This window comes from Achromobacter pulmonis, from assembly GCF_902859765.1.
GTDB classification, from domain to species: Bacteria; Pseudomonadota; Gammaproteobacteria; order Burkholderiales; family Burkholderiaceae_B; genus Achromobacter; species Achromobacter pulmonis.
The window spans coordinates 1-26,170 of record NZ_CADIJV010000042.1; the positions used below are offsets into that span (position 1 = coordinate 1).

General features: G+C 68.4%; 22 protein-coding genes. 7 read left to right on the forward strand and 15 right to left on the reverse strand.

The genetic code is table 11. From position 1 onward, the window contains the following. Window positions 1-17: 17 nt before the first annotated feature. From HV701_RS23995 to HV701_RS24055, 13 genes are all read right to left on the reverse strand, one after another. Window positions 18-1,286, reverse strand: a complete 1,269-nt coding sequence (locus tag HV701_RS23995) for a glycosyltransferase WbuB (protein WP_175135510.1) — start codon at window positions 1,284-1,286, stop codon at window positions 18-20. Next, on the reverse strand, window positions 1,283-1,843 hold the full coding sequence (locus tag HV701_RS24000) for a putative colanic acid biosynthesis acetyltransferase (protein ID WP_175135511.1): 561 nt from the start codon (window positions 1,841-1,843) through the stop codon (window positions 1,283-1,285). Before HV701_RS24000 ends, HV701_RS23995 begins: the two co-directional genes overlap by 4 nt. Then, window positions 1,840-2,724: a glycosyltransferase family 2 protein gene (locus HV701_RS24005; RefSeq protein ID WP_175135512.1), complete on the reverse strand. Its 885-nt coding sequence runs from the start codon at window positions 2,722-2,724 to the stop codon at window positions 1,840-1,842. The genes HV701_RS24000 and HV701_RS24005 overlap by 4 nt, the downstream gene beginning before the upstream one ends. Window positions 2,725-2,737: 13 nt before the next feature. Continuing rightward, window positions 2,738-3,868, reverse strand: a complete 1,131-nt coding sequence (locus tag HV701_RS24010; RefSeq protein ID WP_175135513.1) for a glycosyltransferase — start codon at window positions 3,866-3,868, stop codon at window positions 2,738-2,740. Then, window positions 3,861-5,159: an O-antigen ligase family protein gene (locus HV701_RS24015; protein WP_175135514.1), complete on the reverse strand. Its 1,299-nt coding sequence runs from the start codon at window positions 5,157-5,159 to the stop codon at window positions 3,861-3,863. Before HV701_RS24015 ends, HV701_RS24010 begins: the two co-directional genes overlap by 8 nt. A 27-nt stretch (window positions 5,160-5,186) precedes the next feature. Beyond that, window positions 5,187-6,104 carry a glycosyltransferase family 2 protein gene (locus tag HV701_RS24020; protein ID WP_254595238.1) on the reverse strand — a complete coding sequence of 306 codons (918 nt, stop codon included), beginning with the start codon at window positions 6,102-6,104 and terminating at the stop codon, window positions 5,187-5,189. 5 nt (window positions 6,105-6,109) lie between these two features. Beyond that, window positions 6,110-7,426 (reverse strand): lipopolysaccharide biosynthesis protein, encoded by a 1,317-nt coding sequence (locus HV701_RS24025; RefSeq protein WP_175135515.1) that lies wholly within the window; start codon window positions 7,424-7,426, stop codon window positions 6,110-6,112. Between the two features lie 31 nt (window positions 7,427-7,457). Beyond that, window positions 7,458-8,411 (reverse strand): GDP-L-fucose synthase family protein, encoded by a 954-nt coding sequence (locus HV701_RS24030; protein WP_175135516.1) that lies wholly within the window; start codon window positions 8,409-8,411, stop codon window positions 7,458-7,460. A 6-nt stretch (window positions 8,412-8,417) separates the two neighbouring features. Then, a complete protein-coding gene (gene gmd, locus HV701_RS24035) occupies window positions 8,418-9,527 on the reverse strand; it encodes a GDP-mannose 4,6-dehydratase (RefSeq protein ID WP_006387741.1) in 1,110 nt (369 codons plus the stop codon). Window positions 9,528-9,537: 10 nt separating this feature from the next. Beyond that, entirely contained in the window at window positions 9,538-9,945 is a 408-nt protein-coding gene (locus HV701_RS24040; RefSeq protein WP_175135517.1) for a VanZ family protein, read from the reverse strand. Beyond that, a complete protein-coding gene (locus tag HV701_RS24045; protein ID WP_175135518.1) occupies window positions 9,938-11,368 on the reverse strand; it encodes a mannose-1-phosphate guanylyltransferase/mannose-6-phosphate isomerase in 1,431 nt (476 codons plus the stop codon). The genes HV701_RS24040 and HV701_RS24045 overlap by 8 nt, the downstream gene beginning before the upstream one ends. After that, window positions 11,365-11,826, reverse strand: coding sequence for a GDP-mannose mannosyl hydrolase (locus HV701_RS24050; RefSeq protein WP_217467988.1), 462 nt, complete (start codon window positions 11,824-11,826; stop codon window positions 11,365-11,367). The genes HV701_RS24045 and HV701_RS24050 overlap by 4 nt, the downstream gene beginning before the upstream one ends. Before the next feature lie 73 nt (window positions 11,827-11,899). Continuing rightward, window positions 11,900-13,309 carry an undecaprenyl-phosphate glucose phosphotransferase gene (locus HV701_RS24055; RefSeq protein ID WP_175135520.1) on the reverse strand — a complete coding sequence of 470 codons (1,410 nt, stop codon included), beginning with the start codon at window positions 13,307-13,309 and terminating at the stop codon, window positions 11,900-11,902. Between the two features lie 247 nt (window positions 13,310-13,556). Between HV701_RS24055 and HV701_RS24060 the strand changes: the two genes are divergently transcribed. The 7 genes from HV701_RS24060 (at window position 13,557) to HV701_RS24090 (ending at window position 23,290) form a co-directional block, all read left to right on the forward strand. Continuing rightward, complete coding sequence (locus tag HV701_RS24060; protein ID WP_175135521.1) at window positions 13,557-14,693, forward strand: polysaccharide biosynthesis/export family protein; 1,137 nt, start codon at window positions 13,557-13,559, stop codon at window positions 14,691-14,693. 103 nt (window positions 14,694-14,796) lie between these two features. After that, window positions 14,797-17,058, forward strand: coding sequence for a GNVR domain-containing protein (locus HV701_RS24065; protein ID WP_175135522.1), 2,262 nt, complete (start codon window positions 14,797-14,799; stop codon window positions 17,056-17,058). An 18-nt stretch (window positions 17,059-17,076) separates the two neighbouring features. After that, entirely contained in the window at window positions 17,077-18,480 is a 1,404-nt protein-coding gene (locus HV701_RS24070) for a phosphomannomutase/phosphoglucomutase (protein WP_175135523.1), read from the forward strand. A gap of 13 nt (window positions 18,481-18,493) precedes the next feature. Next, window positions 18,494-20,167: a glucose-6-phosphate isomerase gene (gene pgi, locus HV701_RS24075; protein ID WP_175135524.1), complete on the forward strand. Its 1,674-nt coding sequence runs from the start codon at window positions 18,494-18,496 to the stop codon at window positions 20,165-20,167. 13 nt (window positions 20,168-20,180) lie between these two features. Then, the gene (galE, locus tag HV701_RS24080; RefSeq protein ID WP_175135525.1) at window positions 20,181-21,233 is read left to right on the forward strand and encodes a UDP-glucose 4-epimerase GalE; all 1,053 of its coding nucleotides are present in this window, start codon (window positions 20,181-20,183) and stop codon (window positions 21,231-21,233) included. Window positions 21,234-21,417: 184 nt separating this feature from the next. Next, on the forward strand, window positions 21,418-22,365 hold the full coding sequence (epsC, locus tag HV701_RS24085) for a serine O-acetyltransferase EpsC (protein WP_175135526.1): 948 nt from the start codon (window positions 21,418-21,420) through the stop codon (window positions 22,363-22,365). Between the two features lie 97 nt (window positions 22,366-22,462). Beyond that, complete coding sequence (locus tag HV701_RS24090) at window positions 22,463-23,290, forward strand: NAD-dependent protein deacetylase (RefSeq protein WP_175135527.1); 828 nt, start codon at window positions 22,463-22,465, stop codon at window positions 23,288-23,290. Between the two features lie 171 nt (window positions 23,291-23,461). Here the strand turns inward: HV701_RS24090 and HV701_RS24095 are convergent, their stop codons facing one another. Both HV701_RS24095 and HV701_RS24100 read right to left on the reverse strand, forming a co-directional pair. Next, complete coding sequence (locus HV701_RS24095) at window positions 23,462-24,316, reverse strand: inositol monophosphatase family protein (RefSeq protein WP_175135528.1); 855 nt, start codon at window positions 24,314-24,316, stop codon at window positions 23,462-23,464. Between the two features lie 198 nt (window positions 24,317-24,514). Next, entirely contained in the window at window positions 24,515-25,984 is a 1,470-nt protein-coding gene (locus HV701_RS24100; RefSeq protein WP_175135529.1) for an NAD-dependent succinate-semialdehyde dehydrogenase, read from the reverse strand. Window positions 25,985-26,170 lie beyond the last annotated feature (186 nt).

A 26,170-nucleotide genomic window follows, 5' to 3' on the forward strand; every position in this document is an offset into this window, starting at 1 on the left:
CGGGCATCGCGGCGGCGTCAGCGGCGGGCGCCGCGCCGGGCTGGGGTCGCGCCGGTGGCGGCGGCGTCTGGTTGCGCCACCGCGGCGAATTCGCGTTCGGCGGCGGCCAGCACCGTGTCGATATGCAGGTGATCGAGCGCATAGCGCCGCGCCGCGGCGCCCAGCGTCTCACGGATCTGCGGATGGCTGGCCAGCTTGCGCACCGCCTCGGCCATGGCGGCGGCGTCTTCGGGCGGGGTCGCCAGTCCGCAGCGCGCCACCACGCCGGCCAGTTCGGTGCCGCGCGCGGCCCCGCACACCACCGGGCGGCCGCTGGCCAGCATGCCGGTCAGCTTGGACGGCATGACCAGGTCCGCCGCGCCGGCGCGCTGCGGCAGCAGGTGGATGTCAGCGGTGTTCAGCAGCGCGCCCAGCCGTTCGGCCGGCTGCAAGTCCAGGAAGCGCACCCGCGCCAGGCCTTGGCAGCGCGCCTGCAAGGGCGCGCGTTCCGGCCCCTGGCCGCAGAACACGAACCAGAGCGCCTGCTCGCGTTCGAGCAGGCGGGCCACCTCGGCCAGCGTCTGCAAGCCCTGCTTGCCGCCCATATTGCCCGAATACAGCGCCACCACCGCGTCAGCGGGAATGCCGAGTTCGGCGCGCAGATCGCCATCGCGGCCGGGCGCGATGGCCTCGACGTCGATCCAGTTGGGCAGCAGCACCGCGCGCGCCGGGTCCACGCCCTTGTACAAGGCCAGATCGAGCATGCGGCCGGAGATGGTCGAGACGCGGTCGAAACGCCGCATCAGCCAGCGTTCCGCGCGGCGCACGGCGGCGCGCAGCCCATTGCCCTTGAGCAGGCCCAGGTCGAACGCCGCGTCCACTTCGTAGTCCTGGATGTGCAGCCAGGCGCGCGCGCCGCACAGGCGCGCGGCCAGCCAGGCCGCCGGCGCGCAGAACAAGGCCGGCTCGACCACCACGATCAGATCGGGGCGGCCGGCCGCGGCGCGCAGCAGCGACGGCAGGCTCGATAGCGCGAAACTCGCCAGATGCAGCAGGCGCTTGGCGCCGCCGGGCCGGGCCGGCACCCACAGCGGCGCGCGCCGCACGTCGACGCCGGCGCGTGTCTCGCGCTGGTAGCGGCCGGCGCGATAGCCGTCGTGCACGCGCCATTGCGGGTAATAGGGCGGCGCGGTGACGACGCTGACCTGATGGCCGCGCGCGGCCAGCCATTCGGCCAGCTCGGCGCTGTATTTGCCGATGCCGGTCAGCTCTGGCGCGTAATTGATGCCATACAGGAGGATCTTCATGCCGGCGGCGCCACGCGGGGGCGGACGGGGCGGCAGGGATTGCCGTGGCACACCATGGCGGGCGGCAGGCTGCGGAACACCGAGCTGCGCGCGCCGACCACGGCTTCGCGTCCGACTGTGACGCCGGGGCCGATGAAGACATCGGTGGCGACCCAGGCGCCGTCCTCGATGCGCACGGCGCGTTCGCGTAGCGGGAAATCGGGCTGCGCGGGGTCATGGTCGGCGGCGCACAGGTAGCTGCGCTGCGACACCACGGCATGCGCGCCAATGTGGATCGGCCCGAGGCTGTAGACCACCGCGTCGTCGCCGATCCAGGCATAGTCGCCGATCGTCACCTTCCAGGGATAGGTAACCGTGGCGCTGGGCCGGATCAGCACCTTGCGGCCGACCTGGGCGCCGAAGCGGCGCAGCAGCCAGCGCCGGAAGCCGTACGCCACTTGTGGCGACCAGCGGAACAGCGAACCCTGCACCAGCCACCACAATTGCACCATCAACGCCGAACGGCCGCGCTGGCCGGGCGCGACGGAGAATTGGTCGAGCCGCTGCAGGGCGCTCATTTGGCCGCTCCGCTCAGGGCGTCGTCGCGCGCCGGATCCGCGGCCAGGCGCGCCTGGCGGAGTTCTTCGGTCTTGATGCGGATCTGCCAGTAATACATGGCGCGCGCCACCGCGTAGTCGAAGCCGGCGCGGCCATCGAGAAAGCCCAGGCGCAGCAGGTAGGAATGCAGGAATGCGACCGGCGCCTTGAACGGCATGGCCTGGAACAGGCGCTTGAGCAGGGCGCGCGCGCCCACGTTGGCCTCGCGCGGGTCGTTCATCAGGCCCTTGGTGCGCAGATTGGCTTCCCAGTCGGAATAGCGATTGTGCTTGTCGAAGTAGTGATAGAGCGAGTCGTGGTCGTTGTGTACCATGCGCTCGCGCAGCGCGAAGGTCTCGCCCTGCACCTGCGGTTGGTAGTGGCCTTCGACTTCCCACATGTGGGCCACGTCCAGGTCGTCGTAGTCCAGGAAGCGCGAGCGTTCGCGCGCCAGCAGCGCCAGCTTGTAGACGCGATGGCCGTGGCGCAGCTTGCGGCCGCAGAACACATAGTCGAACGGCACGAAGGCGCCGCCGGCGCCGGCGGCAAAGCGCGGCAGGGCGGCGCGGATCTCGGCGGCCAGTTCCGGCGTCATTTCCTCGTCGGCGTCGACGTACAGCACCACCGGGTGGCTGAACGGCAGTTGTTCCAGGCACCACTGCTTCTTCTTCGGATACTTGCCGTTCCAGCTGAAGGTGCTGACCTTGGCGCCGAGCGCGGTGGCCATGGCGCAGGTCGCGTCGGTGCTGTTGGAGTCGACCACGAAGACCTCGTCGAAGTCGGCCAGCGCCTTCAGGCACTTGGCGATATTGCGTTCCTCATTCTTGGTCATGACGACGACGGATACCGGTATCTTGGACATGATGCTTTCCTGTTCAGGACGCGCCGCGCCGCATCAGCGGCTGGAACAAGTCGATGACGTCGCGGCAATGCCGCTCCAGTGAAAAGGCGTCGGCGCGCGCCGGGCCTTCGGCCGCGAGGCGTTCGCGCATCTTGCCGTCGTAGGCCAGCCGGCGCACCGCCGCCGCCAGGGCGGCGGCGTCGCCCACCGGCACCAGCACGCCATAGCGGCCGGCGTCGAGGATTTCGGCGGGGCCGTGCGGACAATCGGTGGAAATGACCGGCACGCCCAGGCACAGCGCCTCGACCAGCACATTGCCGAAGCTTTCGCGCACCGAGGTCAGGGCGAAGGCGCCGGCGCCGGCAATCACGGGAAACGGGTTGTCGATGTGGCCGGCCAGGGTGACCGGACTGCGCGAGGGGCGCGCATCGATGCGCCTTTGCAGGGCGCCGTGCTCTGAGCCTTCGCCCAGGATGGTGAAGCGGATGCCGGGATCGTCCAGCAGCGCGGCGGCGTCGATCAGGGTGGCATAGTCCTTGACGGCCTCCAGGCGGCCCACCGCGACCACGTGGTAGGGCGCGCCGGCCGGGGCCGGGGCCGCGCCGCCCACGCTCTGCTCGCGCACGTCATCCAGCGGCACCCCGTTGTAGATGGTGCGCACCTTGCCGCGCAAAGGCGGGAACATGCTGACCAGGTCTTCCTTGACGCCGCGCGAGACGCCGACGACAGCGTCGTGGCGGCGGTAGGTCTGGCTCACCAGCCAGCATTTCAGGCGCCGCATGCGCGAGGCGCCGTAGTGAATGGCCGGGCTGCTGTGCTCGAAGGCGACGGTGGCGAAGTCGCCGCGCAATACCTTCTTGGCCAGCACCACCAGCATGTTGCACAGCAGCCCGTGCGAGCAGACAATGGCCGGCCGTTCGCGGCGGATCTGCGCCAGCAGGCGCGCGAACGCCAGCGGCAGCCGCAGCCGCAGGGCGGTCGGCGATTCGATCACCGGCAGCGCCCGGGTCACGCGCGGATTGGCGACGGGGTATTCGCGGTTGCGCGAGCGCAGCAGGAACAGCGAGGCTTCGACGCCCCGCTCGGGCAAGGCGTCGGCGATGAAGGCGACACATCTTCCCACGCCGCCGTGCAGGTCGGGCGCGACGAACAGGACATCAGGCATGTGGCAGTACTCGCGATGACCGCCGGCGCGCGGTGTCCGGACGGGGGCTGGGCGCCGCGGACGCGGGCGCGGGCGTGGGCACGGGCATGGCCCGGGCATTGCGGATGAGCGACAGGCAATAACACAACAGAAAGCCGGTAAAGGCGGTCTTGGGGGCATAAGCCAGGCCGCCGGACAGCGAATCGATGAAGATATAGATCGGCGCCGTGGCCAGCAGGTAGCGTCGGTGCAGTTCCAGGCCAGGATGGGTGTAGCGCCGCGCCAGCGACAGCAGCAGGATCAGCAGGGGCGGCAGCATGATCATCACCGTGCCGACGATGCCGAACTTCATCAGGTAGAACGCCCAGGAGTTGTGCGCGAAGGTACTCAGTTCGAAACCGTTCTCGCCCATCACCCAGCTGCGAAAGCCTGCGCCCTTGCCGAACACCGGACTTTCCGCGAACGAGTCCATCTGCCCCTGCATCTCCTGGATGCGGGCGCCGTAGCTGGAGTCCTCGTCGAGCCGCTCGACGCTGAAGATGCGGTTGCTCAGCACATCCAGATAGCCGATGCTGGCGAACACCAGCACTCCGGCCACAGCCGCCGGGGCGAAGATCAGCACCACCCGGCGGCGGATCTCCGGACCCGAGGCCAGCATCACGGCCAGCAGCACCGACACCATCAGCTGCAGGTACTGGCTGCGGTTCAGCGAGAACACCAGCGCCAGCAGCATATAGACCGTGAGCGCGTAGGCCTTGGGGCCGGAGACGTTGAGTGTCTTGCGGAAGTACAGCAGCGACACCACCCCGAAGGGAATCGCCCAGACGCCCAGGCGCACGTTGCGCAGTGGATTGGCCACGCTGAAGCCCTGCAGTTGCTCCAGCAGCATCAGTGTGGCCACGGCCAGGCAGGCCGCCACGATGTACTTCTGCAGCACCGCGTAGGCGGCCGGGCTATCGATATCCTTGTAGCAAAGGAAAGGCACGCTCAGGAAGTAGAAGACGATGCGCAGGTCACGCGCCACGTCGCCGCTTTCGATGCCGGGATGGTGCAGCGACACCAGCAGCAGGTACACCACCGACAGCACCTGCATGCCCAGCAGCATACCGAGCGCGCCGCGCGGCAGGGCATAGGCGGCTGGCTCGGCCAGCCGCAGGGCCTTGACCGCCAGGATGGCCACGAACAGCACATCGAAGGGCGACAGCTTGAAACTGCCCACCCCCAGGATGAAGTGGTCGTCGTTCAGCGCCAGCGCGGTGAATGCGAACAGTCCCAGCAGGTGCAGCGTGGAAAGGCGGCGGTGCGGATACATGGCGGCTCCGGGGCAGGGAAGGCGGGCTCAGTGCGCGGCCCAGTCGTCGCGCCCGAGCAGCTTGATGGCAAGCTTTTCGACCAGGTATGACAGGTCGCCCTGGCGCGCGTGCGCGGCGACCTGCGAGGCCCGGCAGGACAGGCCGAATAGCTTGCCCATGCCGGGCTCGGTGCGGCGGATGCGGTTGACGATCTGTTCGCGCTCTTCCAGCAGCACGTCCTGCATCAGCGCGGTCTTGGTTTCGTCGTGGGCGGTGTAGACGCCCATCGCGTCCGGCACGATCAGGTTCCTGCCCTCGCGCAGCAGCCGGCTCCACAGTTCCAGGTCCATGCAATAGCGCATGCTTTCCTGCAGCAGGCCGTGCTTGCGCAGCAGGTCGCGGCGGAAGATGGCGGACTGGTTGGGGATCGAGGCCTTGACCACGGTGAGCGTGCCGCGGTTGACCGGGGTGTAGTGGATCTTGCGGAAGATGCGGTTGCCGGCGTCGGCCACGAACAGGTTGCCGCTGACGATGGGCGCCCGGCCCCGCGCCGCGGCCGCGCCCAGTTTGCGCAAGGCGCCCGGGTAGTACAGGTCGTCGGAATTCTGCCAGCCGACGTAGTCGCCGGTGGCGCGTTCGAAGCCCTTGTTGATGGCGTGCGACTGGCCGCGGTCCGGGGCGCTTTCCCAGTAGGTCAGGTAGCGTTCGTACTTGCGGATGATGTCGACGCTGCCGTCGGTGGAGCCGCCGTCGATGATGATGTACTCCAGCCGCGGATAACCATGGTTCAGCACCGAAATGATGGTGCGCTCCAGGAAGCGGGCCTGGTTGTACGAGGGCGTCACGATGGTCAGCTTGGGCAGCAGGCCGCCGGCGATCGGCGCGGGTGGACGCAGCTCGCGGACGAAGTCGATGAGCTGACGCGAGTACTCATTGTGGCGCTTGCGCATATAGGACCTCAGCATGATGGCTACCGGGTGGCCGCAGGCAGGGCGCCCGGGTAGTCGGGCCGGGATTGACGGATGGCGAGCGCCACGCCGGCCAGCGTGATCGCCGCATAGGCCATGCGGCCCCAGGCCGCGGCGTGTTCACCCGCCGCGTGCACCAGGACGGCCATGACGCCCAGCATGGCCAGGCCGCCCAGGCCGTTGAGAATCGCCACCGCCCGCGAATTGCCCAGGCCGAGCAGCGAGAAATGCGCCGCCGCGTTCAATGACAGCAGGCCCGAGGCGATGATCAGCAGGCGGAACGTGCCCAGGTGGCCCTCGGCCACGGCATGCCCCAGCAGCAGGTCCAGCAGCGGCTGGCTGACCGCCAGCACCGCGACCGTGGCGCTGGCCGACAGCAGCAGATTCCACAGCATCAGGCGGCGGATCTCTTCCTCGGCCGCGCCCGGGCGCGGCGGCGCGGCCGACAGGCGGCTGACGCGCGGCATGGCCTTCTGGAAGATCGCCACCGAGGCGGTGTGGATCATCTGTCCGACTTGCACGCCGACGGTATAGATGGCCAGGGCCGCCGGCCCCATCAGGCTGCCCACCAGCACCCGGTCGACCGAGCCGAAGGCCAGCGCGCTCAGGCTGTTGAGCCAGGACCAGCGCGAGAAGCGGAATGCGTCCAGCATGGCGCCGCGGTCGCGCACCGGGCGCACCAGCACATGGCCGTAGCGGCGCGCGAACACGCGCATCTTGACCGAGCCGGCCAGCAGCAGGCCAAGCGCCTGGGCCAGGCCGGTCCAGGTGGGCGAGGCAGTCAGCCAGGCGGTGGCGCAGGCCAGCGCCAGGGTGCCGCTGCGGCTGACCAGCTCGCACAGCGCGGTGGCGCGGAAGTCCTCGCGGCCCTTGAGGCAGCCGGACATCAGTTGGTCGTACTGCTGCGTCAGGTAGACCGCCAGCGCCGGCATGGCCAGCAGGGTGACGGCCACGCCGCCGAAGGTGGCGGCGGGCCAGCCCCACCAGGCCGCCAGCCACAACAGCGCGGCCACCAGCGTCACCACGCCCAGCGCGCAGCCGATCAGCGACATGGCCACGCCGGCCGCGCGGTAGGCGCCGCCGGGCTCGTGCATGCGCTCGGACACCAGCTTGGTGGCGGTGACGGCGGCGCCCAGGTTGGCGGCATTGCCGAAGCCGGCCAGCGCGATGATCATCGAATACTGGCCGAATCCCACCGTGCCGAGCTGGCGGAACAGGATGGGCAGCGCCATCAGCGCCGCCACCGGGCCGATGCCGTATTCCACCAGCCCCCAGAACGAGGCATTGCCGGCGACGTGCTTCCTGATGAGTCGGTACATCGGAATGGCCTGTTCTCGATAGGCGCGGCGGTCAGGCCACGGGCAGGGGTTGACGCGCCTGTTCGCGCAGGAAGTGACCATAGGCCAGCGTCACGCCATGGGCCAGGGCAATCTCCGGCTTCCAGCCGAGCGCGCGCACCCGGGACGAGTCCATCAGCTTGCGCGGCGTGCCGTCGGGCTTGCTGGCGTCATAGACGATCCGGCCCCGGTAGCCGACCACCTGCGCCACCACCCGCGCCAGCTCGGCGATCGACAGGTCCTCGCCGGCGCCGATGTTGTAGATGCCTTCGGCGGCAGGCGTCTCCATCAGCATGACGCAGGCGCGCGCCAGGTCGTCCACGTACAGGAATTCGCGCAGCGGCGTGCCGCTCCCCCACAGGGTGACGCTGTCCTGGCCGGCTTCGCGGCCTTCGTGGAACTTGCGGATCAGCGCCGGCAGCACATGGCTGCTGTGCAGGTCGTAGTTGTCGCGCGGGCCGTACAGGTTGGTCGGCATGGCGCAGATGAAGCGCGCGCCGTACTCGCGCTGGTAGGCTTCGCACAGTTTCAGGCCGGCGATCTTGGCGATGGCGTAGGGTTCGTTGGTGGCTTCCAGCGGTCCGGTCAGCAGCGCGTCCTCGCGGATCGGCTGCGGCGCTTCGCGCGGATAGATGCAGGACGAGCCCAGGAACAGCAGCTTGCGCACCCCGGCCGCGTAGGCGGCGCGAATCACGTTGCACTGGATCATCAGGTTGCGGTACAGGAAGTCCACCGGATGATTCTGGTTGGCCAGGATGCCGCCGACCTTGGCGGCGGCCAGGTACACCACGTCGACCGGCGTGGTCGAGAAGAAGCGGTGCACCTGGTTCTGGTTCTCCAGGTCCAGTTCGGTGTGGCTGCGCGTGATGATGTCGCGGTAGCCGCGCGCCTGCAGTTCGCGCACCAGCGCGGCGCCCACCATGCCGCGATGGCCCGCCACGAACACGCGTTGGTCCGGATTGCTCATGGCGGACTATTCCTTGTAGGCGTAGATTTCGTAGCCGTTCTGTTCCACCAGCGCGTCGCGGCGGGCGTCCTTCAGGTCGCTTTCCACCATTTCCTTGACCAGCTGGGCGAAGCTGGTGCGCGGCGACCAGCCCAGCTTTTCGCGCGCCTTGGTCGGGTCGCCCAACAGGGTCTCGACCTCGGTCGGGCGGAAATAGCGCGGATCGACCCGCACGATGACCTGGCCGGGTTTGATGTCGTGCACCGGGCTGAACAGCACGGTGGCGGTCTCTTCCAGCCCTTCGCCTTCCCAGGCCAGCAGGATGCCCAGCTCGCGCGCGGCGGTATTGATGAACTCGCGCACGCTGTACTGCATGCCGGTGGCGATGACGTAGTCCTCTGGCGTGTCCTGCTGCAGCATCAGCCACTGCATTTCGACGTAGTCGCGCGCATGGCCCCAATCGCGCAGCGCCGACAGGTTGCCCAGGTACAGGCATTCCTGCAGCCCCAGCACGATGCGCGCCAGGCCGCGCGTGATCTTGCGCGTCACGAAGGTCTCGCCGCGCTTGGGCGATTCGTGGTTGAACAGGATGCCGTTGCAGGCATACATGCCGTAGGCTTCACGGTAGTTGACACTGATCCAGTAGGCATACAGCTTGGCGGCGGCGTAGGGGCTGCGCGGATAGAACGGCGTGGTTTCCTTCTGCGGGGTCTCCTGCACCAGGCCATACAGCTCGGAGGTCGAGGCCTGGTAGAAGCGCGCCTTGTCCTCCAGCTTGAGGATGCGGATGGCTTCCAGCAGGCGCAGGGTGCCCAGGCCGTCGGCGTTGGCGGTGTATTCCGGCTCCTCGAACGACACCCCGACGTGGCTCTGCGCCGCCAGGTTGTAGATCTCGTCGGGCTGCACGGATTGCACGATGCGGATCAGGCTGCAGGAGTCGGTCATGTCGCCGTGGTGCAGCACGAAATTGCGCGGCTGGTCGTGCGGATCCTGGTACAGGTGGTCGATGCGGGCGGTGTTGAACAGCGACGCGCGCCGCTTGATGCCATGGACTTCATAGCCCTTGGCCAGCAGGAATTCGGCCAGATAAGCGCCGTCCTGTCCGGTAACGCCGGTAATCAGTGCCCGTTTTGGCATGGTTTTATCCTTAAGACTTAGTCATTGCACGAAAGGAGCCGAAGGCTGCGAAACCGATGTTCAATGAGATTACTGTCGCACCCGCCGCAGAGATATCGGCCAAAAGGTCTAAGAGGTCGGCCTGTCGATAGGCAAAAAAGGACTGGATGCCTTCGTCCAGCGCACCCAGGGCCGACACCGCCAGCAGCGCGGTCAGGCCTGGCCGGCGCTGGACCGAGAGGTAGAGCAGCACGGTCAGGAAGGCGTAGGCCATCAGGTGCAGGCGCTTGTCGCCGAACGCATCGGACATCTCGGCGGCCAGGCCCGGCAGGTTGCCCACCGTCACCAGCGTGATGAAGAACAGCGCCGCCAGCGGCAGGCAGACCCGCGCCAGGCCAGGGCGCCAGAAGGAGGAGGCCGCGCGCCGCAGGTCAGACACGGCCGTACATGTCCTGGAGGCGGACGATGTCATCCTCGCCCAGATAGGCGCCGGACTGCACCTCGATGATCTCCAGCGGGATCTTGCCGGGGTTCTCCAGACTGTGGACCTCGCCCAGCGGGATGTAGGTCGACTGGTTCTCGGTCAGCAAATACTGCTTGTCGCCGTTGTAGATGCGCGCGGTGCCCGACACCACCACCCAATGTTCGGCGCGATGGTGGTGCATCTGCGACGACAGGCGCGCGCCGGGTTTCACGGTGATGCGCTTGACCTGGTAGCGCGGCCCCTGTCCGACCGAGTCGTACGAGCCCCACGGGCGCTGCACTTCGCGATGGTGGTTCAGCTCGCTGCGGTGCTGCACCTTGAATGCCTCCACCAGCCGCTTGACGTCCTGCGAGCGGGTCTTGTGGGCCACCAGCACGGCGTCGGCGGTCTCGATCACGACGATGTCGTCCAGCCCCACCGACGCGACCAGCCGGCTGGTCGAATGGATCAGGCAGTTGCGCGAGTCCTCGACCATCACGTCGCCGGTGGTGGAGTTGCCCTCGGCGGTCTTGTGGGCGATGCCCCAGACCGCGTCCCAGGCGCCGACGTCGCTCCAGGGCGCGGCCAGCGGGATCACCACGGCGCTGTCGGTGCGTTCCATGATGGCGTAGTCCATCGAGTCGCTGGGGCAGGCCTCGAAGGCCGGGCCGTCCAGCTGGAACAGCGCCTGCTCGCCATGGCCGCCGGCCACCGCCGCGCGCACCTGTTCCAGGATGCGCGGCGCCAGCCGTTCCAGCTCGGCCAGGAAGACCGAAGCCTGGAACGCGAACATGCCGCTGTTCCAGTAGTAGCCGCCATCCTCGATGAAGCGCTGCGCCACCTCGGGCGAGGGCTTTTCGACGAAGCGCCGCACCTTGCGCGCCGGGGCCATGGCGCCTGGTTCGGCCGCCTGGATGTAGCCATAGCCGCTGAGCGGCGCGCTGGGGGTGATGCCGAAAGTCACCAGCGCGCCCTGGCGCGCGGCCTGGTAGGCCTCGGCGAAGGCGGCCGCCAGCACCGGGCCGTCTTCCAGCACGTGGTCGGAAGGCATGATCAGCATCACCGGGTCCTCGCCGTCGCGCATGGCGCGCAGGGTGGCGGCGGCAATGGCGGGCGCGGTGTTGCGGGCGAATGGCTCCAGCACGATCTCGGCATCCTGGATACCCAATTCCAGCGCCTGTTCCGCGGCGATGTAACGGTGGGCGTCGTTGCACACCAGCATCGGGCGCGCCTGGGCCCCGGCCGATTCCAGGCGCCGCAGGGTGTTCTGCAGCAGGCTGCGGTCATCGGTCAAACGGATGAACTGCTTGGGCAGCAGCTCGCGCGACAGCGGCCACAGGCGCGAGCCGGAGCCGCCGCAGAGGATGACAGCCCGGTACGGAGGGTGGGGGTTGCTCATGGCGCTGACTCCTTGAAGTAGGCCTGGGTATAGGGGTGGGCGCCGGGGTCGGCGGCGATGGCCGCCGCGGCTTGCCAGCGGTAGCGGCGGTGCTGGCCGAGCGGCAGGCTGGCCGCGTCCAGCGTGAGGTCGGCCTCATAGGCGAGGACGATGTAATGGGTGGAACGGCCGGCCTCGCCGGCGAAATTGGTGCCATAGAAGTGTTCGTACACGCCGCGAGGCCGCCAGGCCTGCGGCGGCAGCGTCACGCCCAGTTCCTCGCGGGCGATGCGCTGCAGCGCGCGCGGCAGGGACTCGTTCTTGCGGATGCGGCCGCCGGGCACGAACCAGGAGCCCTGGGCGGGCGGGTTGCTGCGCAGGCCGGTCAGGTAGCGGCCCTGCGCATCGCGCAGCAGCAGGTCGATCGACACCAGCGGCAGCATCTGCACCGCGCGGCGGAAGTCGTCCTCGGCCAGCAGGCCGGCGGGCGGCGGCGGTGCGGCGGGCGCGGGACGCGCGCGCGATGGGGCGAACGGGGGCCAGCCCAATGGTTCAGTAGACATTGCGGCCCGTCCATCCGGATACCGCCGTGCGGGCGATGATCATCAGGTCCATCCGGAACGTCCAGTGCTGGATGTAGTAGATGTCGTGCTCGACGCGGTCGCTCATCTTGCGCAGCGTGTCGGTCTGGCCGCGCAGGCCGTTGACCTGGGCCCAGCCGGTGATGCCGGGCTTGACGCGGTGGCGCATCATGTAGCGCTGCACCAGGTCTTTGTACAGCTCGTTGTGCTCCAGCGCGTGCGGCCGGGGCCCGACCACCGACATGTCGCCGCGCAGCACATTCAGGAATTGCGGCAGTTCGTCCAGGCTGGTGCGGCGCAGGAAACCGCCGATGCGGGTGATGCGCGTGTCGTTGCGGGTGGCCTGGGTGACCACGCCGTGTTCCTGGTGCACGGTCATGGTGCGGAACTTGTAGACGTGGAAGACCTTGCCGTCCACGCCCAGGCGCGGCTGGGTGAAAAACACCGGTCCGCGCGAGGTCAGCTTGACCAGGCAGGCTACCGTCAGCATCAGCGGCGACAGGCCGATCAGCGCGCACAGCGCGAAACTGCGGTCGAAGGCCTCCTTGGCCAGGCCGCGCACGCCGGCGGCCGGCAGGTTGTTGAGCTGGATCGCCGGCAGCCCGAGGAATTCGCCGATGCGGTGGCCCAGCAGCTGGATCGACATCACGTCGGGAATCCAGCGGATGTCGACCAGGTCATTGCGCAGGTGGTAGAGCACTTCGCGCAGCTCCTGGCCGGCTTCCATCGGCAGCACGATCCAGACTTCGCGCACGTTGTGCTCGCGCACGAAGGTGTGCAGCGCGTCCAGTTCGTGCAGGCGCCGCACCTGTGGCGGCAGGATTTCGTGGGTCTCGGCGTAGATGCCGGCGACCTCGTAGCCGGCCTCGCGGTAGCGTTCGACGCGGCGCCACAGGTCATGGCCGAGCGCGCCGAACCCCACCAGCAGCACGCGCTTGCGGTTCAGGCCGCGGTCGCGCGCCGCGCCCAGCACGGTGTAGACCGCCAGGCGTACCCCGGCCAGCGCCAGGGCGGCCGATCCATACCAGGTCGCCGCCCACAGGCGCGATACCGACGCGCTCTGGTGCATCAGGAAACTGACCAGGATGCCCAGCGCGAACACCAGCGACCAGGCCATCAGGCTGCGCACGATCAGGTCGGTCAGGCGCCGCCCGCGCCACGAGACATACAGGCTGAAGGCGGGGAACAGGGCGATCACCCCCAGGCCGCACAGGTAGATCAGGAACAGGTGGATCTGCGGCGGATCCGCCAGCGCCTCCTGCGAAAACTTGAACTCGGTGACGGCCAGGCCGCAGATGATGACGATCGCCGCATCCAGCAGGCGATACAGATAGCCGGATCGGTTCGACCTGCTCGACGTGTCCGTGAGGGACGGGTCCATCGCGTACTCCTTTGCTCGGGGAGTCGCCCTGCGGCCGCGGGGACAACAACGGTGCACTGCCGCAAAGCATGGGGCTACCGTGGAAATCTTATTGAGTGCCCGGCGCACCCGAAACCTCCAAACGATGTAGGAGAAGGCTTAGGGCATCCGTCGAATGTGCGGGGCCTGGAAAAGAGAGTGGAATGTCGCAACCCGTTACGCATCGGGCTCCTTTCCAAGCAACGAAGTCATTCACAGTGGATTCGCCATGACGACACTTATCGGAACGTTGAGCCGGGCCATCGCCGCCATCGCGCTCGTGTCCTCGCTGGGCGCCTGCGCTCTTTCTCCAGGCATGACTTTCGATGCCAAGCATCGGGTCGATCCGCTGGATCCCAACTCGGTGGCCGAGGTCAAGGAAATCACGCCCAGCCTGGTGCTGGAAGACAACCGCGCGCGCCTGGCGCTGCTGAACAACGACGGCGTTTCGCATCTGGTCGACAAGGCCGAGCCGTATCGCATCGGCCCCGGCGACATCCTGTCGATCGTGGTCTGGGATCACCCCGAGCTGGTGCTTCCGACGCAAACCTACGCCATTGGCACTGGGGTGACCGAACTAGCCATCGGGGACACCGCTTCGGGCATTCCGGGGTATACGGTCTCATCCGCCGGATATATCCAATTTCCCTACACGGGACTGCTGAAAGTGGCGGGGTTGACGGAACTTCAGGCGCGCAATCTCATAGTCAACAGTTCGGGTAAATACATCCAGGACCCGCAGATCACGGTGCGAGTGCTGGGCTATCGCAGCAAGCGGGTCTACGTCGAAGGCGAGGTGAAAACGCCGGGTACCGTCGCGATCAATGACATTCCCATGACCCTGCTGGAAGCGATCAATCGCGCGGGCGGCATCCTGCCCACGGGAGATCGCAGCAGCGTCTATGTCATCCGCGCGGGCCGCAAGACGCGAGTGAACCTGCCCGCCCTGATCGACCGCGGGCAGGACCTGAACCAGGTCATGCTGAAGTCGGGCGACATTGTCAGGGTGACGCCGCGCGACGAAAGCAAGGTGTTCGTGACGGGCGAAGTGACGGCGCCGGCCACGATCGTGATGCGCGATGGCAGGTTGACGTTGAACGAAGCGCTGGGCGTGGCGGGAGGGCCCAACCAGCTGACTGCCGACTCGTCGCAGGTGTTTGTGGTGCGCAGTACCGAGCAGGCGATGCCGCTGGTGTTCCACCTGAACGCGGCGTCGCCGCAGGCTTACGCGGTGGCGGAGAAGTTCGAGTTGCAACCCAAGGACGTCGTCTTCGTGGATACGGCGGCGCTGGTGCGGTGGAACCGCTTCATCAGCAACCTGTTCCCGAGCGCGCAAACGGTGCAGACCGTGCATTCAATCAAGTAGTCGACCCTCGGGCCCGTCCCGCGCCAATGGGCGCGGGGCCGGGATCCGGCCCACGCCTTTGGGGGCGCCGCGACCGCGGCGGCGCCTGATCTTGGAGAGCTGCATGTCGTTGCCTATCGAATCGTTCGAGCCCTCCGTCCCGGCTCGCCAGCAGGAAACCCCGCTGTCCTCGCACGTGGACGCCATTTTTTCCAATCGATGGATGATCATCGCCATCACCCTGGTCGCGCTGCTGGGCGCGGTCCTATACGTCATGGTCACCCCTTCGGTGTATTCGGCGGACATCATCGTCCAGGTGGAGGAGGAGGCGCCGCAGGGGCAGAACCGCAGCCTGCTGGGCGACGTGTCGGCCATCTTCGACACCAAGGCCGAGACTTCCGGCGAAATGGAAGTGCTGCGCTCGCGCATGGTGGTGGGGCCAGCCGTCGACAAGTTCATGCTGTACATCCACGCCAAGCCGCGCTATTTCCCGGTGGTGGGCGAATGGCTGGCGCGGCGCCATGAGAGCCTGCCGTATCCGTCCGGGCTGCCGCGCGGCGGCTATGCGTGGGGCGGCGAGTCGATCTCGGTGTCGCAACTGGACGTGCCCAACGAATGGCTCGGCAAGCCCTTTCGCATCACCTATCTGGGCGACGGCGCCTACACCCTGAGCGACAAGGTCACCGGCGCCACGTTCAAAGGCATGGTCGGCAAGCCCGAGCATTTCATGCTGCCCGGCGGCGGCGCGCTGGACCTGCACGTCGACGCCCTGAACGGCCGGCCCGGAACGGAATACACGGTGTCGCGCAGTTCGCGCCTGGCGGCCATTGAAGACGTGCAGGCGCGCCTGGGGATCTTCGAGCGCGGCCGCACCTCGGGCGTGATCGGCGTGACGCTGGAAGGCAACGATCCGGCGCTGACCACTGCTGTCCTGAACCAGATCGGCCAGGAGTACGTGCAGCAGAACGTCAATCGCAAGGCCGCCCAGGCCGAGAAATCGCTGGCGTTCCTGGACCAGCAGCTGCCGCAGCTCAAGCGCGAGCTGGACGCGGCCGAGACCAAGTACAACGCGCTGCGCAACAAGCGCGGCACCATTGACCTGAGCGAAGAGGCCAAGCTGATCCTGGCGCAATCGGTGGATGCCCAGACCAAGGTGATGGAACTGCGCGCCAAGCGCCAGGAGATGATCACCCGGTTCGCGCCGACCCACCCCAGCATCATCGCCATCGACCGTCAGATCGCGTCCCTGACCGGCGACGTCAATCGCATCGGCAGCAATATCAAGCAGTTGCCCGACCTGGAACAGGACGTGGTGCGGCTGGTGCGCGACGTGCGCGTCAACACCGAGCTGTACACCGGCCTGCTCAACAACGCCCAGCAACTGCGCCTGATCCGCGCCGGCAAGGTCGGCAACGTGCGCATCCTGGATGCGGCGGTGCAGCCCGACAAGCCGGTGCGCCCCAAGGCCGCCATCATCATCGCCGTGGCCACGGCCATCGGCCTGATCTTCGGCGTGCTGTGCGCCTTCGTGCGCAACGCCCTGTTCGGCGGCCTGTCCGAGCCGGACGATGTCGAGCGCTACACCGGCCTGCCGGTGCTGGCCGCGATTCCGTACAGCGACTTGCAGGACAAGCTGTGGCGCCGCAGCCGGCGCAAGAACGCCACCATCCCGGCGTTGCTGGCGCAAAGCCAGAGCAACGCGCCGCCGATCGAAAGCCTGCGCTCGTTCCGCAATGTGCTGCAAGCATCGCTGCGCCAGTCGGCCAACAACATGGTCATGTTCACCGGGCCGGTGGCCGGGGTCGGCAAGTCGTTCCTGTCGGCCAACTTCGCCTTCATCCAGGGCGGGGTCGGCAAGCGCGTGCTGCTGATCGACGCCGATTTTCGCAAGGGCCAGCTCAACCGCTATTTTGGCGTGCCCAAGGAGGACGGTCTGTTCGAAGTGCTGTCCGGCACGCTGCCGCTGGAGCGGGTACGCAAGCACAGCGTGTCCGAGGGGGTGGACTTCATCGCCACCGGCGCGGTCAGCTTCGATCCGTCGGAGCTGCTGGCCTCGCCGATCTTCGGCCAGACCCTGCGCGAGCTGGCCAGCCAGTACGACATGGTCATCCTGGATACCGCGCCGGTGCTGTCCTCGCCCGACGCGGCGGTGGTCGGCACGCATGCCGCCGCGGTCATGGTGGTGGTGCGGTCGGGCATGAATACGGTGGGGGAGATCCGCGAGACCGCCAAGCGCCTGATCCAGGCCGGCGCCCCGGTGGACGGCGTGTTGTTCAACGGCCTGAAGCTGATGCCCGAGCGCTTTGGTTTTCGTTCCAAGTACGGTGGCTACCGCTATTCGCGCGCCGCCTATTACGGTGATTTCAAACAGAACGGCCCCAAGTAACCCGCGCGGAGAACTGGCATGCATGGAACGTTTGGCTGGGAACCCCCGCAGATCCTGGATGCGGTCTTCAAGGCGTACGACATACGCGGCACCGTGCCCGATGAAATCGACGCGCGCTTCGCCCATAGCCTGGGCATGGCGGCCGGCGCGCGGGCCCTGGAGCTGGGCGCGCGCGCCATGGTGGTGGGACGCGACGGACGCCTGAGCAGCGTGGAGCTGACGGCGGCGCTTCAGGCCGGGCTGCGCTCGGCCGGGGTGCATGTGATCGACATCGGCATGGCGACTACGCCGATGGTCTATTTCGCCACCTGGCTGATGGACACCGGCGCCGGCATCGCCGTGACCGGCAGCCACAATCCGCCGGCGCACAACGGCTTCAAGATCGTCATGGACGGCGCATCGCTGTATGGCGAAGGCATCACCGCGCTGCGCGATGCGATGCGCCTGCCGATCGAGTCGGCCAGCGTGGCCGGCGGGCGCACCCAGATGCAGATCCAGCCGTGCTACGCGGCGCGGCTGGCGGGCGACATCCGCATGGCGCGGCCGATGAAGATCGCCATCGACTGCGGCAGCGGCGTGGCCGGGGCGGTGGCGCCCGCGTTGTTCCGCGCCCTGGGCTGCGAGGTCACGGAACTGTTCTGCGAGGTGGACGGCTCGTTCCCCGGGCACCATCCCGATCCGGCCGATCCGCAGAACCTGCAGGACCTGATCTATTGCCTGCGCTATTCCGATTGCGAGGTCGGGCTGGCGTTCGATGGCGACGGCGACCGGCTCGGCGTGGTTACCAAGTCCGGCCAGATCATCTGGCCCGACCGGCAACTGATCCTGTTCGCGCGCGACGTGCTGGCGCGCAACCCGGGCGCCGAGATCCTCTACGACGTCAAGTGCAGCCGCCACGTCGCGCGCGCCATCGCCGAGGCCGGCGGCAAGCCGACCATGTGGAAGACGGGACATTCGCTGATCAAGGCCAAGATGCGCGAGACCGGCGCGTTGCTGGCCGGCGAGATGAGCGGGCATATCTTCTTCAAGGAGCGCTGGTACGGCTTTGACGACGGCATCTACGCCGCCGCGCGGCTGCTGGAGATCCTGTCGGCGGCGCCCGATCCGTCGGCGCTGCTGGAAAGCCTGCCGCAGTCCTGCGCCACGCCCGAAATCAAGCTGGAAACCACCCAGGGCGAGCAGTTCGCGTTGGTGGAGGCGCTGCGTGAACACGGAGAGTTCCCCGGCGCGCAATCCATCAATGACCTGGACGGGGTGCGGGTCGACTACGCCGACGGCTTCGGCCTGGCGCGGCCGTCCAACACCACGCCGACGGTGGTGCTGCGTTTCGAGGGAGACACCGTGGCCGCATTGGCCCGCATCGAGGAGGACTTCCGCAATGCGTTCCGGCGTGTTGCCCCTCATATCCGTTTACCGTTCTAAGGAGCATCACGCGATGGGAAAGGCGAATATTGCGAGAGAGGCCCAAGCCGGGGCCGAGGCGGACAGCCTGGCCGCCAGCCCCGAGTGGCAGGCGTTCTCCCAGGCGGCGCGTGGCGCCGCGCTGGACGCGGGCGCGCTGAAGGTGATCGAGGCGGCCGGCTTGTGCGTGGACCTGACGATGCAGCGGCAGTCGGCGCCGCTGGACGCCGCGGCGCAAGCGCTGCTGCGCGCCCGCGGGCTGGATGCGGCGCGCCAGGCGCTGTTCGCCGGCGCGCCGGTCAATTGGACCGAGGGCAAGCCGGCCTGGCACACGGCGCTGCGCGCCGGCCGCACCCGCGAGCAACCGGACGGGCAGGACCAGGACTCGGTCTGCGAGTATTCGCGCATGGCCGACTTCGTGCGCCGCATCGACCAGGGCGCCGATTTTTCCTCGGTGCTGCACATTGGCATCGGCGGCAGCGACTGGGGGCCGCGCCTGGCGATCCAGGCGTTCGGCGGCGCCGGCCAGCGCCGCCAGATCCGCTTCGTCTCGAATATCGACGGCCATGCCTTCCATGACGCCGTGGCCGGGCTGGACCCGCGCCGCTGCCTGGTGGTGGTGTCGTCCAAGTCGTTCACCACCGCCGAGACCCTGCACAATGCGCGCGCGGCCATCGCCTGGCTCCAGCGCGGCGGGGTGGCGGACCTCTCGCAGCACCTGGCGGCGGTCACCGCCAACGTGCCGGCGGCGCGCGCGCTGGGGGTGCCGTCGAGCCAGGTGTTCCACATGTGCGACTGGGTCGGCGGCCGCTATTCGGTCTGGTCGGTGGCCGGCCTGTCGATCGCGTTGACGGTGGGCATGGACGTGCTGATCGGCATGCGCGCCGGCGCCGAGGCCATGGACCAGCACTTCCAGCAGGCGCCGCTGGCGGCCAACGCGCCGGTGCAGCTGGCGCTGGCCGGGCTGGTCAATTGCAGCGTGCTGGGGCACGGTTCGCTCAACATCGCCGCCTACAGCGCGCGGCTGCTGCACCTGGTGACCTATCTGCAGCAGCTCGAAATGGAGTCGCTGGGCAAGCGTGTCGGCGGCGACGGCGCCGAGGTCGATGTGCCGACGGCGCCCATCATCTGGGGCATGCCGGGCACCGACGGCCAGCACACCTTCTTCCAGTGGCTGCACCAGAGCGCGCAGGGCGCGCCGGTCGATTTCATCGCCAGCCTGCAGGGCCACGCCGACAGCCCCGACGCCCACCGCATGCTGCTGGCCAATTGCCTGGCGCAGCGCCAGGCGCTGCTGCGCGGCAAGAGCCTGGAACAGGCGTTGCTGGACGTGGCGCATATCGACGATCCCGACAAGGCGCTGAGCCTGGCGCGCCACATGGTGCATCCGGGCGGGCGGCCATCCACGCTGATCGTGCTGCGCCAGCTCGACCCGCGCGCGCTGGGCGCCTTGCTGGCGCTGTACGAGCACAAGGTGTTCGTACAGAGCGTGGTGTGGGGCGTCAATCCGTTCGACCAATGGGGCGTGGAACTGGGCAAGCGGCTGGCCAGCGGCATCGAGCGCGAACTGGCGGTGCCGGTTTCGGCTGGCGTGGTCGACTGGGGCCACGACGCTTCCACCTCGTACTGGATCGACCGCTATCGCGGCCATGCCCAGGCGCCGCGCCCGCGCCATGCCTGGGTGCCGGGCGTGGCGGCGCATCTTTGAACGGAGAGCGGGTATGACGGAGATGCGCGTGCTGGTCACCGGCGGCGCCGGCTACATCGGCGCCCACACCCTGGTGGCGATGCTGGCGGCGGGCCAGCGGCCGCTGGTGCTGGACAACTTCAGCAACAGCAGCCCGGAGGCGGTGCGGCGGGTCGAGCGCCTGTGCGGCGCGTCGATCCCGCTGGTCGAGGGCGACATCCGCCAGACCGGATTGGTGCAGGCGCTGCTGGCGCGCGAGGCGCGGCGGGGCGATCCGGTGCGCGCGGTGCTGCACCTGGCCGGCTGCAAGGCCGTCGGCGAATCGGTGGCCGATCCGCTCAAGTACTACGACAACAATGTGGCCGGCTCGGTGGCGCTGTTGCGCGCCATGCGCGACGAGGGCGTGGCGCGCGTGGTGTTCAGTTCGTCGGCCACCGTCTATGGCGAGCCGCGCGCGTTGCCGTTCACCGAGGCGCATCCGCTGGCGCCCGCCAATCCGTATGGCCGCAGCAAGCTGATGGTCGAGCAGATGCTGCGCGACCTGTGCGCCGCCGAGCCGGCCTTCGGCGCGGTGACGTTGCGCTACTTCAACCCGATCGGCGCGCATCCCAGCGGCCAGATCGGCGAAAGCCCGCGCGACGTGCCCAACAACCTGTTTCCCTACATCACCCAGGTGGCGGTGGGGCGCCAGCCGTTCCTGAACGTGTTCGGCGACGACTACGCCACCGAGGACGGCACCGGCGTGCGCGATTACCTGCACGTCATGGATCTGGCGCAGGGCCATGTGCAGGCGCTGGACTATGCCGCCGGCCATGCCGGCTTCGTGGCCGTCAACCTGGGCACGGGGCGCGGCACCAGCGTGCTGGAGCTGGTGCGCGCGTTCGAGCGCGTCAGCCAGCGCCGCATTCCGCTGCGCAAGGCGCCGCGCCGTCCCGGCGACATCGAGCGGATGTGGGCCGATCCGGCGCTGGCGGCCACGCTGCTGGGCTGGCGCAGCACCCGCGGGGTCGAGGCCATGTGCGCCGACGGCTGGCGCTGGCAGCAGGGCAACCCGGGCGGTTACGAGCCCGAGCCGCCGGCGCCATAACCCCAACGCCGTGTCGGTTGGATTTCCGCCAAGCGGGCCGAGCGGTTACAGTTGACGGAAATATTGCGAAGCAGCATCGCCGCGCGGCGCCGCCGGCGCGCGCGATGCACCGTCACCGAGGCACTGTCATGCTCGATTCTCACCCGATCGCCGGCCCGGCCGGCACCCGCCTGGGACTGCCCCGATGAGCGGTCCGGCCTACCTTCCCACCGCCCACTGGAACCTGGACAGCATCGTCTCGGGCCTGCGCCAGGCGCGCGTGGCCTGGCGCGGTCCGCGCGGCCGCCTGCGCGAAGACGCCGGGCTGCGCGAGTTCCCGTCCCAGGAAGCCCTGCGCCAGATCATCAAGGACCTCTGTGGCGCCTTGTTCCCGATGCGCCTGGGGCCGATCGACCTGCGCGAGGAAGTCGAGGACTTCTACGTCGGCCACACCATCGGCGCGGCGCTGGACGCCTTGCTGCACCAGGTCAACCTGGAACTGCAATACCTCGGCCGCGACGACCCGGCGCAACTGGCCGATTCGCAGCCGCGCGCCATCGAGATCGTGCGCCGGTTCGGCGCCGAGCTGCCGCGCGTGCGTGCCGCGCTCGACCTGGACGTGACCGCCGCCTACCAGGGCGATCCGGCCGCGCACAGCGTCGACGAGGTGCTGCTGTGCTACCCGGGCGTGGCCGCCATGATCCACCACCGCCTGGCCAACGTGCTGTACCGCCTGGGCGTGCCGATGCTGGCGCGCATCGTGGCCGAGATCGCCCACGCCGACACCGGCATCGACATCCACCCGGGCGCCACCATCGGCAGCAGCTTCTTCATCGACCACGGCACTGGCGTGGTGATCGGCGAAACCGCCATCATCGGCGACCGCGTGCGGCTCTACCAGATGGTCACGCTGGGCGCCAAGCGCTTCCCGCCGGGCGAGAACGGCGAACTCAAGAAAGGCCTGGCGCGCCACCCGCTGATCGAAGATGATGTGGTGATCTACGCGGGCGCCACCATTCTGGGGCGTGTCACCATCGGCAAGGGCTCGACCATCGGCGGCAACGTCTGGCTCACGCGCAGCGTGCCGCCGGGCAGCAACGTCACCCAGGCCAGCCTGGTCAGCGACATGCCCGATTGCGGCCTGGGCGGCTGACACCGCCCGCGTGGCGCCAGACGCCCGGGCAGCCCTGCTGCCGCCCGCGTCCGGCCCGGGGCGCCCTGGACGCCCGCGTTTCGCTACGGGAAACTGGATGGACACACATGTTTCGGATCTGGCCGCGCTGCGCGGCTTCGTTGACCGCCACCCGCGGCTGTTCGTGCTGACGGGAGCGGGTGTCAGCACCGATTCCGGCATCCCCGACTACCGCGACAGCGACGGCGAATGGAAGCGTTCGCCGCCCATGACGCTGCAGACCTTCATGGGCGGCGGCTATGCGCGCGCCCGCTACTGGGCCCGCAGCATGGTGGGCTGGCGCCGCTTCGGCCAGGTGCAACCCAATGCCTCGCACCGCGCCCTGGCGCAATTGCAGCGGCAGGGGCGGGTGTCGATCCTGGTGACGCAGAACGTCGACGGCCTGCACGAGGCCGCTGGCAGCCCTGATGTGGTGGACCTGCACGGCCGCCTCGACCAGGTGCGCTGCATGCATTGCGATTGGCGCGGCGGCCGCGAGGCCTGGCAGGACACGCTGCACCGGCACAACCCCGGCTGGATCGCGTTCGAGGCCGACGACGCGCCCGACGGCGATGCCGACCTGGAGGGCGTGGATTTCGCGGCGTTCCAGGTGCCGCCCTGTCCGGTCTGCGGCGGCATCGTCAAGCCGGACGTGGTGTTCTTCGGCGAAACCGTGCCGCGCGAGCGGGTCGACCGCGCCAATGCCGGTCTGATGGCGGCCGACGCGGTGCTGGTGGTGGGCTCGTCGCTGATGGTCTATTCGGGCTATCGCTTCGTGACCGCGGCGGCGCGCAACGGCCTGCCGATCGCCACCATCAATCTGGGCCGCACCCGGGCCGACCCTCTGCTGACGCTGAAGATCGAACTGCCCAGCGCGGTGGCGTTGCAGGCGCTGGCGGCAGCATGAAAGTAGGACCGACAGCGGCCGGTTTTTGACCGGTTTAACCAAGTGCCTGGCCTGTAAGGACTTTTTTGTGCTGTTACAGACCTTTCCATAGGGTTGTCCACAGATACTGTGGATAATTCCTAGGGATTACCCCGATTTTGCGAGCATTTCCCGGCGTGTCGGCCGCGAATGTCAAGTCTCGGCGTCGGGGATGGCGTCGCCCAGCAGCGCCTTGCGCGCCGCGTGCCAACTGCCGGCATCCGGGGCGTACAGCAGGCCGCCGCTGCGGTGGGTGGGCTTGTAGGGCGAACCGTCGAAGCGCGCCGCGTAGCCGCCGGCCTCGCGGTGCAGCAGCCAGCCGGCGGCATGGTCCCAGGCGGTCAGCTGGTTGTACAGGGCGACGTGGCTGTGGCCGGCCGCCAGCATGCGGTATTCGTGGGCGGCGCAGCGCAGGCTGGCGGTGCTGCCCAGGCGCGACAGGTTGCCGTTGACGGTGCTGCGCAGCGGCTCGGGCAGGGCGCCGGTGGCGATCAGGCCGTCCATGTCCTCGGGCGGCGCCGGGCTGGCTACGGCCAGCGGCGCCTGCTTGCCGTTCTCGTATTCCATCCAGGCGCCTTCGCCGCGCACCGCCAGCGCGCTGTCGCGGTTGACCGGGTCGTAGATCACGCCGGCGATCACGTCGCCGCGGTGGCAGGCCGCGATCATCATGCCGAACAGCGGCAGGCCCGCCACGTAGTTGCGGGTGCCGTCGATGGGGTCGATCAGGAACGCCAGCTCGGCGTCCACCAGCATGTTCAGCAGGGCCGGGTTGCGGGTCGAGGCTTCCTCGCCGATCAGCACCGCGCCCGGGTGCAGCCGGGACAGGCGCGCGGCGATCATGCGCTCGGCGGCCTCGTCGGCGTCGGTGACCAGGTCGCGCGGCGAGCTCTTGTCGCGCACGCTGCCCTCGGGCAGGTTGCGAAAGCGCGGCATGACCTCCGCCTGTGCGGCTTCGGCCAGGATGCCGGCCAGCTTGCGGGTGTCGTCACGGGTGAATGTTCTGCTCATCGTTGCTCGTCCAGGGAACGCGCAAATCTATCATGCCTGGGCGGCATTTGATCGCGATTCATAACCGTATGAGCCTAAAGGGAATTTTGCACCTGTGCAGGGGTTATCTGCCAGGTTGTCCACAATTCCTGGGGATAAACGGGACCGCAGCCCCGTTTATCCGCCCCGGGCGGGAGCCCGGGGCGAGGAGGGGCGCGTTCAGGCGCCCAGGTCGACGCAGAGGTACTTGATTTCCAGGTATTCCTCGATGCCGTACTTCGAGCCTTCGCGGCCCAGGCCGGACTGCTTGACGCCACCGAACGGGCCGACTTCGTTGGAGATCAGGCCGGTGTTGATGCCGACGATGCCGTATTCCAGCGCCTCGGACACGCGCCAGATGCGGGCGTAGTCGCGGGTGAAGAAGTAGGCGGCCAGGCCGAAGATGGTGTCGTTGGCCATGCCGATGACTTCTTCCTCGGATTCGAAGCGGAACAGCGGCGCCACCGGGCCGAAGGTTTCCTCGGTGGCAAAGCGCATCGACTGGGTCACGTCGCGCACCACGGTCGGCTCGAAGAACGTGCCGCCCAGCGCATGCGGCTTGCCGCCGGCGATGACCTTGGCGCCGTGCGCGGTGGCGTCGGCGATGTGTTCCTGCACCTTCTCGATGGCGTTGGCGTCGATCAGCGGACCCTGGGTGACGCCGTCCTCGAAGCCGTCGCCGACCTTCATGGCGTCGACCTTGGCCACCAGGCGCTTGGCGACTTCCTCGTACACGCCGGCCTGCACGTAGATGCGGTTGGCGCAGACGCAGGTCTGGCCGGCATTGCGGTACTTCGAGGCCAGGATGCCGTCGACCGCGCGGTCCAGGTCGGCGTCGTCGAAGACGATGAAGGGCGCGTTGCCGCCCAGTTCCAGCGACAGCTTCTTGATGGTGGGGGCGCATTGCTCCATCAGCGTGCGGCCGACTTCGGTCGAGCCGGTGAAGCTCAGCTTGCGCACCACGTCGCTTTCGCACAGGGCCGCGCCGATCTCGCGCGAGCTGCCGGTGATGACGTGGAACACGCCGGCCGGCACGCCGGCTTCCTCGGCCAGCACCGCCAGCGCCAGCGCGGTCAGCGGCGTCTGCTGGGCGGGCTTGACCACCATGGTGCAGCCGGCGGCAAGGGCCGGGCCGACCTTGCGGGTGATCATCGCGGCCGGGAAATTCCACGGCGTGATGGCGGCGGTGACGCCGATCGGCTGCTTGAGCGCCAGCAGGCGCTGGCCGGCCTTGGGGCTTTGCAGCACGTCGCCGTCGATGCGCTTGGCTTCCTCGGCGAACCACTCCAGGAACGACGCGGCGTAGGCGATTTCACCGGCGGCCTCGGTCACGGGCTTGCCCTGTTCCGAGGTCATGATGGCGGCCAGGTCCTGCTGGTTCTGCATCATCAGCTGGGCCCACTTCAGCAGGATCGCGGCACGCTCCTTGCCGGTCTTGGCGCTCCAGGCGGGCAGGGCGGCCTCGGCGCTGGCGATGGCCTGCTCGGCTTCCTTGCGGCCCAGCTTGGGCACCGACACGATGGTCTTGCCAGTGGAGGGATTGTCCACGGGAATGGACGGGCCGTTGCCGGCCGCCACCCACTTGCCGTCGATGTAGCAGGCGTCGCGCAGCAGTTCGGGGCGCGACAGGGGATGGGTCAATGACGTCATGAGTTAAGTCTCCTTGATGAATTGGGCCCACCCCCGAAGCCGCTGCGCGCTCCTCCCTAGGCGGGCCCCCTCCTGGGGCATGCCTGCCGAGCGGCGGAGCCGGCTCCGCGGCATCCCGATGGGCAGGCGCGGTAGCGCCATCAATAAAAAGCGGATATCCGGCCGGGGTAGGCCAAGCCTGTCCAG